The 14,908-nt window shown below is 35.6% G+C and carries 12 protein-coding genes; 8 read left to right on the top strand and 4 right to left on the bottom strand.

Annotated elements, in window-relative coordinates; genetic code table 11:
- Positions 1-23: 23 nt before the first annotated feature.
- The 8 genes from ACIEHO_RS10985 (at position 24) to ACIEHO_RS10950 (ending at position 9,892) form a co-directional block, all read left to right on the top strand.
- Complete coding sequence (locus ACIEHO_RS10985; RefSeq protein WP_406971620.1) at positions 24-986, top strand: MlaD family protein; 963 nt, start codon at positions 24-26, stop codon at positions 984-986.
- A gap of 13 nt (positions 987-999) precedes the next feature.
- Positions 1,000-2,313, top strand: coding sequence for a 4Fe-4S dicluster domain-containing protein (locus ACIEHO_RS10980; protein WP_406971618.1), 1,314 nt, complete (start codon positions 1,000-1,002; stop codon positions 2,311-2,313).
- A 7-nt stretch (positions 2,314-2,320) separates the two neighbouring features.
- The gene (locus ACIEHO_RS10975; RefSeq protein WP_406971616.1) at positions 2,321-2,701 is read left to right on the top strand and encodes a hypothetical protein; all 381 of its coding nucleotides are present in this window, start codon (positions 2,321-2,323) and stop codon (positions 2,699-2,701) included.
- Positions 2,702-2,730: 29 nt separating this feature from the next.
- Positions 2,731-3,525, top strand: a complete 795-nt coding sequence (locus ACIEHO_RS10970; RefSeq protein ID WP_406971614.1) for a (Fe-S)-binding protein — start codon at positions 2,731-2,733, stop codon at positions 3,523-3,525.
- 54 nt (positions 3,526-3,579) lie between these two features.
- The gene (locus ACIEHO_RS10965) at positions 3,580-4,065 is read left to right on the top strand and encodes an ABC transporter ATPase (RefSeq protein WP_406971612.1); all 486 of its coding nucleotides are present in this window, start codon (positions 3,580-3,582) and stop codon (positions 4,063-4,065) included.
- Between the two features lie 116 nt (positions 4,066-4,181).
- Positions 4,182-7,100: a glycoside hydrolase family 3 N-terminal domain-containing protein gene (locus ACIEHO_RS10960; protein WP_406971610.1), complete on the top strand. Its 2,919-nt coding sequence runs from the start codon at positions 4,182-4,184 to the stop codon at positions 7,098-7,100.
- A gap of 43 nt (positions 7,101-7,143) precedes the next feature.
- Positions 7,144-8,283 (top strand): N-acetyl-alpha-D-glucosaminyl L-malate synthase BshA, encoded by a 1,140-nt coding sequence (gene bshA, locus ACIEHO_RS10955; protein WP_406971608.1) that lies wholly within the window; start codon positions 7,144-7,146, stop codon positions 8,281-8,283.
- A gap of 82 nt (positions 8,284-8,365) precedes the next feature.
- Positions 8,366-9,892, top strand: a complete 1,527-nt coding sequence (locus ACIEHO_RS10950) for a GH3 family domain-containing protein (protein WP_406971606.1) — start codon at positions 8,366-8,368, stop codon at positions 9,890-9,892.
- Here ACIEHO_RS10950 and ACIEHO_RS10945 read toward each other — a convergent pair.
- From ACIEHO_RS10945 to ACIEHO_RS10930, 4 genes are all read right to left on the bottom strand, one after another.
- The gene (locus ACIEHO_RS10945; RefSeq protein ID WP_406971604.1) at positions 9,889-10,452 is read right to left on the bottom strand and encodes a hypothetical protein; all 564 of its coding nucleotides are present in this window, start codon (positions 10,450-10,452) and stop codon (positions 9,889-9,891) included. The two genes, ACIEHO_RS10950 and ACIEHO_RS10945, sit on opposite strands and share 4 nt — an antisense overlap.
- Positions 10,453-10,610: 158 nt before the next feature.
- A complete protein-coding gene (locus tag ACIEHO_RS10940; protein WP_406971602.1) occupies positions 10,611-12,527 on the bottom strand; it encodes an OmpA family protein in 1,917 nt (638 codons plus the stop codon).
- A gap of 15 nt (positions 12,528-12,542) precedes the next feature.
- The gene (locus ACIEHO_RS10935) at positions 12,543-13,466 is read right to left on the bottom strand and encodes a PorP/SprF family type IX secretion system membrane protein (RefSeq protein WP_406971600.1); all 924 of its coding nucleotides are present in this window, start codon (positions 13,464-13,466) and stop codon (positions 12,543-12,545) included.
- Positions 13,467-13,477: 11 nt separating this feature from the next.
- Positions 13,478-14,908: gliding motility-associated C-terminal domain-containing protein (locus ACIEHO_RS10930; RefSeq protein WP_406971598.1), on the bottom strand; the 1,431-nt coding region annotated here is incomplete at its 5' end.

The following is a 14,908-nucleotide window of genomic DNA, read 5'->3' as shown; positions in this document are numbered from 1 at the left end:
TTTGTTTACCAAATCCATATATTTTGAAAATATCAAAAGAAGTAAAAACAGGTATATTAGTAGTTTTAGGAATTGCACTATTTATTTTCGGATTTAATTATCTAAAAGGTCAAAACCTATTCGATAAATCCATAACGCTTTATACCACATACGATAATGTTGAAGGTTTGACCGCTTCAATGCCAGTAAACATTAACGGACTTAACGTTGGGAAAGTTTCAAGAATTACTTTTAAAGAAGATGGCTCAGGAAAGCTTTCAGTTGAGCTTTTAGTAAATAGCGATTTTGCCTTTTCTAAAAACAGTAAGGCTGAATTGTATGAAACCGGACTGATAGGAGGTAAAGCTATTGCCATTGTGCCAGCATTTGATGATGCTGAACAAGCGAAAAATGGTGATTTCCTGACAGGGAGCACAAAAGCAGGTTTGTCCGAATTGGTAAACCGAAGATTGACTCCGTTACAGGAAAAAATTGAAAGAATGATGTTAAGTGCTGATGGGGTGTTAACTAATATGAACGACGTTTTTGATGAAAAAACGAAGAAAAATTTAAAAACCAGTATCGCCGAATTAAGTTTAACCATAAAATCATTTAAAGCTACTTCAGAATCTGTGAATCAGATGGTTGAATCGAATAAAGAAAGTATTGATAGTGTGCTTTTAAATGCGAACAATCTCACTGGAAATTTGGCTAAAATTACTAGCAAAATTTCCGAATCTAATTTGGATGAAATCATAGCAGACCTCGAATCAACATTGTCTAATTTCAACCAAATTATGGGAGGAATGGAAAATGGGAATGGTTCTATAGGGAAGCTTTTAAAAGACGAAGGTTTATACAATAATTTAGAGGGCGCCACTTTACAATTAGAGCAGCTTCTTGAAGACATGAAGCTCAACCCAAAGCGTTATGTTCACTTTTCCTTATTCGGAAAAAAACCTAAGCGTTATGATGCCGAGGGCAACGAAATAGAAGAAGATAATTAATCAATCATTTAATATGGATTATCTCCCCAACGCAATTTTTGCTATTATACTTATACTTGGTATTGGCTTTTTTGCAAGAAATGTTAAGAAACTAGTTCGAAACATTAAGCTAGGACAAGATTTAAGTGTTAGCGATAATAGAGGTGAGCGCTTGCGCAATATGGCATTGATTGCCTTTGGGCAAAGTAAAATGGTACGGCGGCCCATCGCTGGATTACTGCATGTGATTGTTTATGTGGGATTTATTGTAATTAACATTGAAGTCTTAGAAATTATAATCGACGGTGTTTTTGGCACCCATAGAATAGGCCTTAAAGTCTTGCCAGAATCAATATACGGCATATTAATTGGCACTTTTGAAGTTTTAGCCATTTTGGTGTTTGTTGCTGTTATTGTGTTTTGGATTAGAAGAAACGTTATAAAATTAGCGCGCTTCTGGAAAAGTGAAATGACATCTTGGCCTAAAAATGACGGTAATTTCATATTGTATTTCGAAATGGTTTTGATGATATTGTTCTTAATCATGAATGCCACCGATGTTCAATTCCAGCAATTAAATTCGGGCAATATCATTAGTCAACATATAGCGCCTTGGTTTAGCGGTATGTCTGAATCAACTCTACATGTTATAGAGCGTGGTGCCTGGTGGCTACATATTGTAGGCATATTGGTGTTTTTGAATTACCTGTATTTTTCAAAGCACCTACATATTCTACTTGCGTTTCCAAACACATATTATGGAAAGTTAACCCCTAAAGGGCAAATGAACAACCTTGAGGCTGTAACCAAGGAGGTTAAAATGATGATGGATCCAAATGCAGACCCCTTTGCTGTACCTGTTGAAGGTGAGGAAGATGAAATGCCTGCAAAATTTGGAGCAAGTGATGTGCACGATTTAAGTTGGGTGCAATTGCTAAATGCTTACACATGTACCGAATGTGGGCGATGCACCAGCGAATGCCCGGCGAATTTAACAGGAAAAAAATTGTCTCCTCGAAAAATAATGATGGATACCCGCGACCGTTTAGAAGAAGTGGGTAAAAATATTGATGCGAATAAGGGCGAATTTAAAGATGACGGTAAGCAACTCTTAGGTGATTACATTTCAACAGAAGAGCTTTGGGCATGCACCACTTGTAATGCCTGTGTAGAGGCCTGCCCAGTAAGTATTGATCCACTGTCTATAATATTAGAAATGCGTCGATATTTGGTTATGGAGCAAAGTGCCGCTCCAACTGAGTTAAATAATATGATGACTAATATTGAAAATAACGGTGCCCCATGGCCGTATAACCAGATGGACCGATTGAACTGGAAAGACGAGTAAATGAAAAATGAAATATTCAATCACCATAGCAACTATAATTTTTATTTTTTTGGTAGAAAAAGCAGGAGCTCAGGTTGGGTATCAAAAGGATTCTTTACAAATAAAAGTCTATACAGAAATAGATTACAGTAATCGACAGGTAAAAGCAATTCGGGTAAAAAAAGTATTTTGCGATTACTGTACTAAATATCAAAAGGAGCAGATTGCTAACGAGGCATATAACAGGACGTATTTTGCGAGGTACGATAAAAATATTAGACAAGAAAGAGGTAGGTATAGACATGCCTTATATATAAGAATTGCAAAGAAGGATTTTGCAAGGATGCGAGAAGAAAACCTACAGCATGAGCAGGATTCTGTATTAGAAATAAAAGAACAAAAGAATTAAAGATTTCGTCTTTATTAAAAAAATAACTCATGAGCGAAGTGTTAAAAGTGCTAACCATGGCAGAATGTATGGCAGAAGGTAGACAACCTGAAATTTTGTTCTGGGTAGGCTCTGCAGGAAGTTATGATGATAGAGCAAAAAAAATAACAAGAGCTTTTGTGAAAATTCTTAATGAAGCCCAAGTCGATTTTGCCGTTTTAGGAACCGAAGAAAGCTGCACGGGAGACGTTGCAAAACGTGCCGGAAATGAATTTTTGTTTCAAATGCAGGCCGTTGCAAATATAGAAATTTTGAATGCCTATGAGGTAAAGCGTATTGTTACGGCTTGCCCACATTCCTACAATACATTAAAAAACGAATATCCTTCTTTAGGCGGTACCTATCAGGTGCAACATCACACACAATTTATTGAAGAATTAATCAATTCGGGAAAATTAAAAGTTGAAAGCGATACGGCACTCAAAGGAAAACGCATTACATTTCATGATCCATGTTATTTGGGAAGAGCAAATAGCGTATTCGAAGCACCAAGAAACTTGTTGAATATGTTGGGTGTAGAATTACAAGAAATGAAGCGCAATCGCAGAACAGCTTTATGTTGTGGTGCTGGCGGAGCACAAATGTTTAAAGAGCCCGAAAAAGGGGATAAAGACGTTAATGTGTTGCGAACCGAAGATGCCCTTGAAACAAATCCTAGTGTTATTGCAACAGGTTGTCCTTATTGTAACACCATGATGACCGATGGGGTGAAAGCTAAAGAAAAAGAAAACGACATAAGTGTTATGGATGTGGCCGAGTTAGTTGCTAATGCAAAAGGATTGTAATTTTGTTGTTGAATGTAGTTAAGCCTCATTTCTAAACAAATCAGAAATATAAAAATGCTAGTAGATTTTAATAGATTACCAGAAGAATCAAGAGTTTGGATTTACCAAGCCAACCGTTCATTTTCACCAGATGAAATTGAAGAGATTCAACAGAAGCTAAACACGTTTTTAGAAAACTGGACAGCGCATGGTAGCGGATTGCAGGCAGGGTATTTAATTAAATATAAGCGATTTATTATTATCGGTTTAAATCAAAAATTGAATAAGGCTACAGGGTGCTCAATTGATGCCTCAGTAAATTTTATTCAACAATTGGAGAAAGCATATAATGTTGACTTATTGGATAAAATGAACGTATCCTATAAACAAGGTGAATTTGTAGCCTACAAGCCATTATCAGATTTTAGAAAAATGGCAAAAGATAAGGCGGTATCAAAAAACACGATTGTTTTTAATAATTTAGTTACCAATATTGCCGAGTTTAACGAAAACTGGGAAGTTCCTGCAAGCGAGAGCTGGCATAGTAGGTTTTTGAAATAAGTTTTGGTTAACTGTTTCTTTATAAATCTATCTTAAAGTCTTTTTATCTTCTTCTTAAAAACATTATTTTGGCACGGTTATTAGAATATCTAATAATTTCCCTTAATCTATATCTTATGTGTCGAATCTTTTTAAGTCTTTTTCTTTTCTTTTTGGTACTGTTAAGTCAGGCCCAAAGTGAAGTAAATCCGCTTTTGGCTAACGATGCCGAATCCCAAAAAAAGTGGGTAGATAGTGTATACGCATCATTAACATTGAAAGAAAAAGTGGGGCAGTTGTACATGGTGCAAGTGATGTCCAATCAAGATTTACAAACAAAAAACAAGGTTGTAAAACTTATTAAAGACCATCGTATAGGTGGTATTATATACTCAAACGGAGGTCCCTATAGACAGGCAAAACTCAGCAACGAACTTCAAGCCGCTTCAAAAATTCCATTACTGATTGGCATGGATGCAGAATGGGGTTTAAGTATGCGATTAGATTCTACCTATGCCTTCCCATGGAATATGACTTTGGGCGCTATAAAAGATAATAAGTTGGTTGAGCAAACAGGGCGCCAAATAGGTGAGCATTGCAAACGTTTGGGCGTTCATTTTAATTTCGCTCCAGTAGTGGATATCAATACTAACCCCTTAAATCCTATTATAGGAAATAGGTCTTTTGGTGAGGATAGGGATAATGTTACCGTAAAAGCTTCTGCATTTATGAAAGGGATGCAAAGTGCTGGGGTTTTGGCTAATGCCAAACATTTTCCTGGTCATGGCGATACCGACCAAGATTCCCATAAAACCCTGCCAACAATTGGTTTTAATGAAAAAAGAATCGATTCCATCGAACTTTATCCATATAAAAAACTAATAAAGGAAGGTTTGTCCAGTGTTATGGTGGCGCATTTAAATGTACCGAGTTTAGAGCCTCGAGAGGGGTATCCGTCTTCACTTTCAAAACATATAGTAACCGATATTTTAAAGGAAAAATTAGGGTTTCAAGGTCTTATTTTTACTGATGCCCTTACCATGAAAGGTGCGGCCGATTTTAGTGAAACTGGTGCTATTGATCTGGCGGCCTTTTTGGCGGGTAATGACGTGATGCTCATGTCTGAAGATGTTGGTGTTGGTGTGTCAAAAATTATCGAAGCCTACAATAATGGTGATATTAGTGATTCTCGATTAGAACATTCTGTCAAAAAGATATTGATGGCTAAATATAAAGTGGGTTTGCACCAATACGAACCCATCGGGATGTATAATTTATCTAAAGACTTAAACCGAATTAAAGACGATGCATTATACGAAGAGCTTTTGGAAAATGCCATAACGGTTGTGAAAAATGAAAATGACTTGGTGCCTTTTCAGGATTTAGAAACGAAATCTATTGCCTACGTTAAATTTGGGGACGATGACGGTTCACCATTTTACAATGAGTTGAAAAAATATGGGAAAGTTCACCTCATAGAAGACGACAATTTGTTCGGTTTAATAGGCAAGTTAAAACCGTATAATACGGTTATTATCGGTTTTCATCGCTCAAACGAAAGTCCATGGAAATCGTATAAACTTTCAAAACAAGAGCAAGTTTGGATTGACGAAATATCCAAAACCACTACAGTTGTTCTTGATGCTTTTGTTAAGCCATATGCACTTTCAGATTTAAAAAGTATTGATAATATTTCAAGTATAATTGTAAGCTATCAAAATAGTGAGATAGCTCAACAGAAATCTGCCCAATTAATTTTTGGTGCCATTGAGGCCAAAGGCGAACTTCCTGTTTCCATTCAGCCCTATTTCAAACAAGGTACAGGTATTCGGCTTAATGCCATTGAACGACTAGGGTATACCATTCCAGAACGTATGGGGATGAGCTCTTATAAATTGAAAAAAGTGGATTCATTGGCGCAAATGGCTGTAGACTCTATGATGACGCCCGGGATACAGCTTTTGATTGCTAGGAAAGGGAATGTCATTTACAATAAAAATTTTGGTAAGCATACTTATAAGGGCAAAGACAAAGTGTCTTTCGACGATATTTACGACGTAGCGTCGTTAACAAAAATTTTAGCTACCTTACCTTTAGTAATGGAACTAGAAGAGCAGGGCATTGTGTCTTTAGATACAAAACTACCGGAAATCTTACCAGAATACAAAGGGTCAAATAAAGAAGATGTTACGGTAAAAAGCATGCTGTCGCATTATGCCCGTTTACGGCCGTGGGAGCCGTTTTACTATCATACTCTTGATTCGGTTACAAGGCATCCGAGTCCTAAATATTATAGAACAGAACGTAGTGATGACTTTAACATTGAAGTAGCAAAAAACCTTTATTTGCGTACTGATTATCAGGACTCCATTCCTAAAATCATAAAAGATTCAGAGCTACTTTCAACCTTGCGTTACCGATACAGCGATTTTCCATATTATATTTTAAAGAAATTTATTGAGTACCATTACGACAGAACATTAGAGCAATTGGCGCAATCACATTTTTATGAACCTTTAGGAGCCAATTATACTATGTATAATCCATATCATAAGATAAGTGACAAGAAAATTGTTCCAACAGAGGTAGATGATTATTACAGACATCAGGAGGTGCATGGTTATGTGCATGATATGGGAGCGGCTATGCAAGATGGTATTGGTGGCCATGCCGGTGTTTTTAGTAATGCTAACGACGTGGCTAAAATTATGCAAATGTATTTACAAAAGGGTTTTTATGGAGGAAAACGCTTTTTAAAACCTGAAACTATTGAAAAGTTTAACAAGTGTTACTTTTGCCATAAAAACAATAGAAGAGGAATAGGTTTTGATAAACCTCAATTAGGAGACAAAGGGCCAACTTGCGGATGCATATCTATGACGAGCTTCGGGCATTCAGGGTTTACAGGTACTTATGCGTGGGCTGATCCAGAAGAAGAAATTGTCTATGTGTTCTTGGCAAATAGAACTTATCCCACAGCTGGAAAAAATTTATTGTTAAGAAAAAATATTAGGACAGAAATACAACGGCTTATTTATGAAGCGATAGTTGAATAAAATATCCTAAATTGAACAGAAAATAAAAGCTTATATACTAAAAATGAAAATAGGAATTGTTTGTTATCCAACTTTTGGAGGAAGTGGCGTAGTAGCTACAGAATTAGGTTTAGAGCTATCAAAACGTGGGCACGAAATTCATTTTATAACTTACAGTCAACCTGTAAGGCTTGAACTTTTAAGTAACAATGTGCACTATCACGAGGTAAATGTACCCGAATACCCTTTATTTCATTATCAACCTTATGAATTGGCGCTATCAAGCAAATTGGTTGATATGGTTAAGCTCCATCAAATTGAAATAGTGCACGTACACTACGCCATACCGCATGCTTATGCAGCCTTTATGGCCAAAAAGATGCTTCAGGAAGAAGGTATTTATCTACCCATCGTAACAACGCTGCATGGTACTGATATAACTTTAGTTGGTAACCATCCGTTCTATAAGCCGGCCGTAACATTCAGTATCAATAAGTCTGATGCCGTTACCGCTGTATCTAAAAGTTTAAAAGATGATACGCTACGTCTTTTTGATATAAAAAACGATATTCACGTAGTGCCCAATTTTATAGATTTAGAGAAGTATAGAGACCATGGTTTTACCGACTGCGAGAGAGCTATGTTGGCTAAGGATGATGAGAAAATCATTACACACATTAGTAATTTAAGACCCGTAAAACGTGTTCAGGATGTGATTAGTGTTTTTTATAATATCCAAAAAGAAATGCCAGCCAGACTCATGTTTATTGGTGAAGGTCCAGAAAAGGAAAAAGTGGAAATGAGGTGTCAAGAATTGGGTATTTTAGATCAGGTGGTTTTCTTCGGAAAAAGTAATGAGATTGATAAAATATTATGCTTTAGCGATTTATTTTTATTACCATCACAAACAGAAAGTTTCGGCCTTGCTGCTTTAGAGGCCATGGCTTCAGGTGTCCCTGTTATTTCAAGTAATACAGGAGGTATTCCTGAGGTTAATGTACACGGTGTTTCAGGATTTTTAAGCGATGTGGGCGATATTGAAGATATGACCCAAAATGCACTTCATATTTTAAGTGATAAAAACCGATTGAAACAATTTAAGAACAATGCTAGGCAAGAATCTTTAAAGTTCGATTTGCACAGCATAGTTCCAAAGTACGAAGCTATTTACCAAGATACATTGTCTAAGTGTTTGGTTATCTAAATGGTTTAATTCGAGTTAACATTATCACGCATTGAGCTATTGCAATTAGCCGTAAATGTTTAATTTTCTAAAAATTAAACATATGTCAATACTGGGCAATATCATTAAAGGCGTAATAGATTTAACCGACACATTTTCCTCGAAAACAAATCACGTAAAAGCGCAAAAGAAAGTTTTAAATCAACTTCTTGAAACCGCCAAAAATACTGAATTCGGCCAGCAGTATAAGTTTACAGCTATTTTGAATTCAGAAAATAAAGAACAGGCATTTGCAAGTCATGTTCCGTATTTCGATTATAATAAAATGAACAAGGAATGGTGGAACAAGATAAAAAAGCATCAATCCAATATTACTTGGCCTGGGAACCTATCTTATTTTGCTTTAAGCTCTGGCACAACAGGAAAAACGAGCAAAAGGATTCCGGTTACTGACGATATGCTTGAAGCCATCAGAAAATCTGGTGTAAAACAGGTCTTGGCATTAAAAAACTTCGACTTACCATCCGATTTTTTTGAAAAGGAAATCATGATGTTGGGTAGTTCTACAGATTTGAAAAATAACAATAGCTTTTTAGAGGGGGAAATTAGTGGAATAAGTGCTAGTAACATTCCTTTTTGGTTTCAAGGATATTATAAACCAGGTGAAGATATTGCACAAATTGATGATTGGGACGATCGAGTTTTGAAAATAGCCCAACGGGCAAAAGAGTGGGATATAGGTGCGTTAAGCGGTATTCCTTCTTGGATAGAATTAATGTTACAAAAAGTGATTGAATATCATAAAGTAAATGATATTCATGATATTTGGCCCAATCTTCAAGTGTATACATCAGGAGGTGTTGCTTTTGGTCCTTACGAAAAAAGTTTTAAAGCCTTAATGAGAAAGGAGGTTACGGTAATTGATACGTATTTAGCTTCAGAAGGATATATAGCTACTCAAATTAGGCCAGAAACGGATGCTATGCAATTAAATACAGAGCATGGTATTTATTTTGAATTTGTTCCGTTCAAGCCCGAATATATCAATCAAAAAGGGTCTTTAAACCAAGATGCACCTTCAGTTACCTTGGCTGATGTAGAATTAAATCAAGATTACGTACTCATAATAAGCACCGTTAGCGGTGCATGGCGCTATTTAATTGGTGACACCATTGTGTTTACAGATATCGAACTGGCCGAAATTAAGATAACGGGACGAACGAAGTTCTTTTTAAACACTGTGGGATCTCAATTATCGGTAAACAAAATGGATGATGCCATGGGTAATTTAGAGAAAAAATTTTCAATAAAAATCCCAGAATATACTATCTGTGCCAAGCGAGCGGAAGACAATGAATTTTATCACTTTTGGTACTTGGGCACCGACAATAAAAATTTGGACACGAATATAGTGGCGGAGTCTTTAGATGACACCTTGAAAAAGGCCAACAAAAATTATAAAGTAGCTCGAAGTAAAGCATTAAATGGGGTAAAAGTAAAACTTGTAAGTCCAAGTGTTTTTCTTGAGTGGAATGCAAAAAACAAGAAAAAAGGAGGACAGGTTAAAATGGAACGGGTTATGAACGAAGATAAATTTAAGGAATGGGAGCAGTTTGTTCTTGAGAACTAATAGGAGGTAAGTGGTGCTTTTTTTTTATTGGCCATCTCCATAATTTCTTCGGGGGATAAATAATATTTTTGAATCCTTGCTTTATAGTTAGGGGTAATATTGGCATGGTTTAAAATAAAGTTTTTTGTTTTTAGGATATAACTTGCCATACCATTATTCACGGCAAAGGTATCTGCTGCCCTTTCGGCTTCAACAACATGGTTATGGGAAAGCAAATATTTTATACCGAACCAAATCAAGTTTAGCTTGCTTCGATTTTGATAATCCATAATATGCCCTAATTCATGACCAATCCAACCAATCATAATATCCGAAGGTATGTTTCTTGTTAAGAATTTTTTATCCGATATTTTAAAAGTTTCACTTATCAAAATCACATAACTCCTATTTCTTCTAGCTTTAAAAAAGCTGCCGAATTTAGGCTGGGCCTGCATAGTAGATTTTTTTATGTTCTTTTTAAACCTGAATTGTATAGACGTATTTTTTAGCTCCGGAAAATAGCTCAGGGCTTTGCAGGTTTCATTTTCTATTATTTTTGGAATGGTGTGTTTAGGTTTCATTAAACTTAGTATAATGAAAAAATATAAAGTGAATTAATTCAAATAATTAAATTCTTGATGTTATTAATTTTCTTAAATAAAAGCACTGAAGGTACTTCATAAAAAATGCCCACTAAAGTTCACTTTAGTGGGCATAATATTCATATTCAAATAATGGGTTATTCCATTTTTATAATAATAAACTCTGTACGTCTGTTTAACTGGTGGTTGCTCTCTTCACAATTTACACTACCATCACATCCGTTTGTTAATCTGCGTTCGCCAAACCCTTCGTGAGCAGTAATTCTAGAAGCATCTACACCTTTAGAAATTAAATATTCATATGTTGAGTTAGCTCTATCAATAGATAGTTTGTCATTATAGGTTAATGTTCCTCGTGAATCTGTATGTGATTCAATTCTAATAACCATTCCTGGATAAGTTTCATTCATTAGCTTAACAATCTTGTCTAACTCGAATGCAGCATCTGGACGAATATTATGCTTATCGAAATCGAAGTAGATAATACCTAAATCGGCTAATTTAACAACATCTCTTACAGGTGTTAGTTCAAGATTCGCAGTAATTGTTGTTACGCTAGTTTCAATATTTTTAGATGTGAAGTTCTTAACATCATCTTCATATTTCTTTTGACTCGCTGTAATTTTATAGTCTACATCTCTATCAATATTGATTTCGTAATAACCTTCTTCATCGGTCTCCATATAGGCAATTTGCTTACCACTGCCATCTAATAAAGTAATAATAGCATTTGGTACCGGCTTTTTGTTAACAATATCTGTTACTACCCCTTCAACATTCAATAAAGGGACTCTATTATAAGCATAGATATCATCATCTCCTTTGCCGCCAGCGCGGTTTGAAGCAAAATAACCTGTTAAGCCATCTTCATTCATTGTAAATGAAAAATCATCTTTACTGGAGTTTACGGGAACACCAAGATTTATAACATCTACAATTTCACCTTCTTCATTGGCAATAGTTCCAAAAATGTCTAGCATTCCAAGGCCTACATGACCGTCTGAAGAAAAGAACAAGCTACCTTCATTATTTATATAGGGCATACCTTCAGCTCCTGAAGTGTTTACTATATTTCCTAAATTTTCAGGTTCTCCTAAACTTCCATCATCATTGATATTAACGACATAAATATCTGAAGCTCCAACGCCACCTGGTCTGTCGGAAGCAAAATAAAGTTTTTTGTTATCAGGACTTAAAGCAGGATGTTGGGTACTGAACTCAGAATCATTAATTGACAAATCAACAACATCAGTCCAAATACTATCTTTAAGTGTTGCTCTATAAATCTTTACTTGATTAATACCCCTACTATTACTGTCATAAACATTTTTAATAAAGCTGTTTCTTGTAAAATACATGGTATTACCATCATTAGTAATAGCTACAGGGCCATCATGAAAAACGGAGTTTACATCTCCTTTTAATTTTGAAGTATGATCTGCAGGTTCTTTACTATCTTTATTAACAGCATAAACATCTAAGAAAGGTTGTTCATTCCATCCATAAAGTCTTTTAATAGAAACACCTTCATCTCTAGTAGAAGCAAAGTAAATTTTACCATTGTGCTCATAAGCGCCAAAGTCACTTAAATTAGAATTATGATTAAAGTTACTTAAAAAGTACTGTTGCTTTGCGTTAAAAATGTTAGTAATAAAATTACCCTTCTTTAAGTACTTACCGGTGTTTACCACTCCGCCCGAGTCTTTATAACGTTTCATCCATTCTTTAGATTCATCGTATTTTTCAATACCTCTAAGAGCTTGGGCATAGTTATAATAATATTCAACAGGAACATTTGCTTGCTCAACTGCTTTTTTGTAGTATTTGGCAGCGTTTTTAGTATCTCTCATGAGTGCATAACAATCTGCTAAACGTCTAACAACATAATCTTCATTATACTTGTTTTCAAGTAGTTCAAGATAAGTTTCTGTGGCTTTAACAAAGGAGAACTTATTAAATAAGGTATCTGCTTTTTTCTGTTTTCCGTATTGCGCAGAGGCCGTAAAACTCACCGTCAATAGGATACAAACTAATATGTAATTTTTTAATTTCATGGGGTGATTTTTTTATTAGAAATATCTAGGTGATTTTAATTTATTACTCATAAACTTAAATTCGTAGATTAATAAAACTTCATGAGTACCATTCGAATAGTTATTTATATCAGATAAAGGTTTTTCATAAGCATAACCTACGCGTAATTGTCTAGAAACTTGAAAATCAGCAAATCCTCCGAGAGCACCTGTATTTTCATTTATTCTATAAGAGGCTCCCAACCAAAATTTTTCATTGAATAAAAAGTTGGCCGTAAGATCGTAAGACAGTGGAGCGCCATTAGTAGCTTTAATTAGATACGTAGGTTTAAACTTAACCGTTTTGCTTAAGTCAAACACATAACCTCCAGTAAAGTAATAGCTTAATCGCTCTAGTGCTTCAAAACCTTCTTCTTTGTTTCTGTTGGTTTTCAAAACTCTTGGAGCTGATAGTCCAAGATACCATTTATTGGTGTGCCAAAATACACCAAGACCAATATTTGGAGACCACCTATTTTCAATACCTCTAATAGTTGGGTCTAGGTATTCGTAATTTCTAAAGTCTGGATCTAAACTATATTGAGTAAATCCTCCCTTAACACCAAAAGCCAATTTACCATAAACACCTGTTGGAATAGTGTATGAAAAATCACCATAAAGATATGTGAAATTTTCAGGGCCTAAATCATCTTCAATAAAAGATAATCCTAAACCAATTCTATCATTTCTAAGTGGTGTATGAATAGAAAGTGTTTGCGTAATTGGACCTCCATCAAAACCAACCCATTGGCTTCTGTGCAATCCAACAATGCTTAAGGCTTCTCTACTTCCTGCGTATGCGGGATTTATAGAGATGGTGTTGTACATGTACTGAGTGAACTGTGGCATTTGTTGCGCGACAGTAATAGTACAGCTAAACACCGCAATAGCGATTATGTAATATTTTAATAGTAGTTTCATAGGTTAAAGTTTTATTTGGTTCCAACGTAAACAGGACCTGTGAATGGATCCAATCCACTATTTTCTAATGTTATAATATAATAATATGTTCCATTTGGGACTGTATCTGCACCTCCAATAGATGATTTATGAGATTGACCTCTCCATTCACCTTGGCCTTCACCAATAGTATAGTTACTACCGTCAAATATCTGAGCTCCCCATCTATTAAAGATTTGTACTCTAATTTCAAAGCTACAATCTAAAGTAATTCCTGTAATATCAAAACTCTCATTATAAGCATCTCCATTAGGCGTTACAGCTTTAGAAATAACCATATCATCAGAACTACATGGGAATACAACGCAATCATCATTAATTGTAATAGTCACCTCGGTAGTTTCTAAACAACCTGTAGGACTTGTATAAGTATAGCTAAATACATAGTCTCCCAAGAAGTCATTATCTCCATCAATATCTACTAGATTTTCAGGGTCGAACAGATTATTGCCGTCAAAGTTTATGTTGTCTGTTACTCCTGAAACAAATGTCCAGGTAACACCCTCGGTAAAGTCGCTGATATAATCATTTAAATCAATCACACCGTCATCAGAACAGGCATCATCACTTACTTGAGTAATGAACTCATCTACGGTTACCGTAACAATTTGCTCTCTTTCAGTTTCATTACCACATTCATCAACAGCGGTCCATGTTCTTCTGATTTCATATGATTCAGTATCATTAGTGGTATAAATAAACTCTTCGGTAAATTTCACTTCTACATTTTCAGAACAATTGTCTGCAAAACCAAGCTCTGGGGCATCAGGAATAGCATTACAACTTACAGAAATAGTACTAGGGAACTGAGTTACTAATTCTGGTCCTGTAGTATCCACTACTGTAATGATTTGAACTTGATCCTGGGCAGCATTCCCACAGCTATCAGATAAACTCCAGGTTCTTGTTATAATGCGTTCATTAGGACAATTACCATCTGAAATGCTATCTGTGTATGTAGCTTCAATACCAGCAGAACAGTTATCTGCTTCATCTGTAACATCACCTGTTATAGTTAAATCTGCTTCATTATCCTCACAATTTATTGTGATATCTGCAGGGGCAGTAAACGTAGGCGCTGTATTATCAGAAATTGTAATGGTTTGGGTTTGGTCTTCCGCTGCATTACCACAGTTATCAGATAGACTCCAAGTTCTAGTTATAACGAATGTTCCTTCACAAGGACCGGCTATGGGGTCGCTATCTACATAAGTAGCTTGCAGACCTGTAGAACAGTTATCGGCCTCATCGGTTACGTCACCAACATTAGCAACGCTAACATCGAAGTTGCAATCTGCATCTGTAAATATTTCCAGACTAGCAGGCGCAGTAAACGTAGGCGCTGTATTATCAGAAATTGTAATGGTTTGGGTTTGGTCTTCCGCTGCATTACCACAGTTATC

It is taken from the genome of Flavisericum labens (assembly GCF_045446075.1).
GTDB lineage: Bacteria > Bacteroidota > Bacteroidia > Flavobacteriales > Flavobacteriaceae > Flavisericum > Flavisericum labens.
The sequence above is the reverse complement of the archived record's forward strand: the minus strand, read 5'-3'. Positions and strand labels throughout refer to the sequence as shown.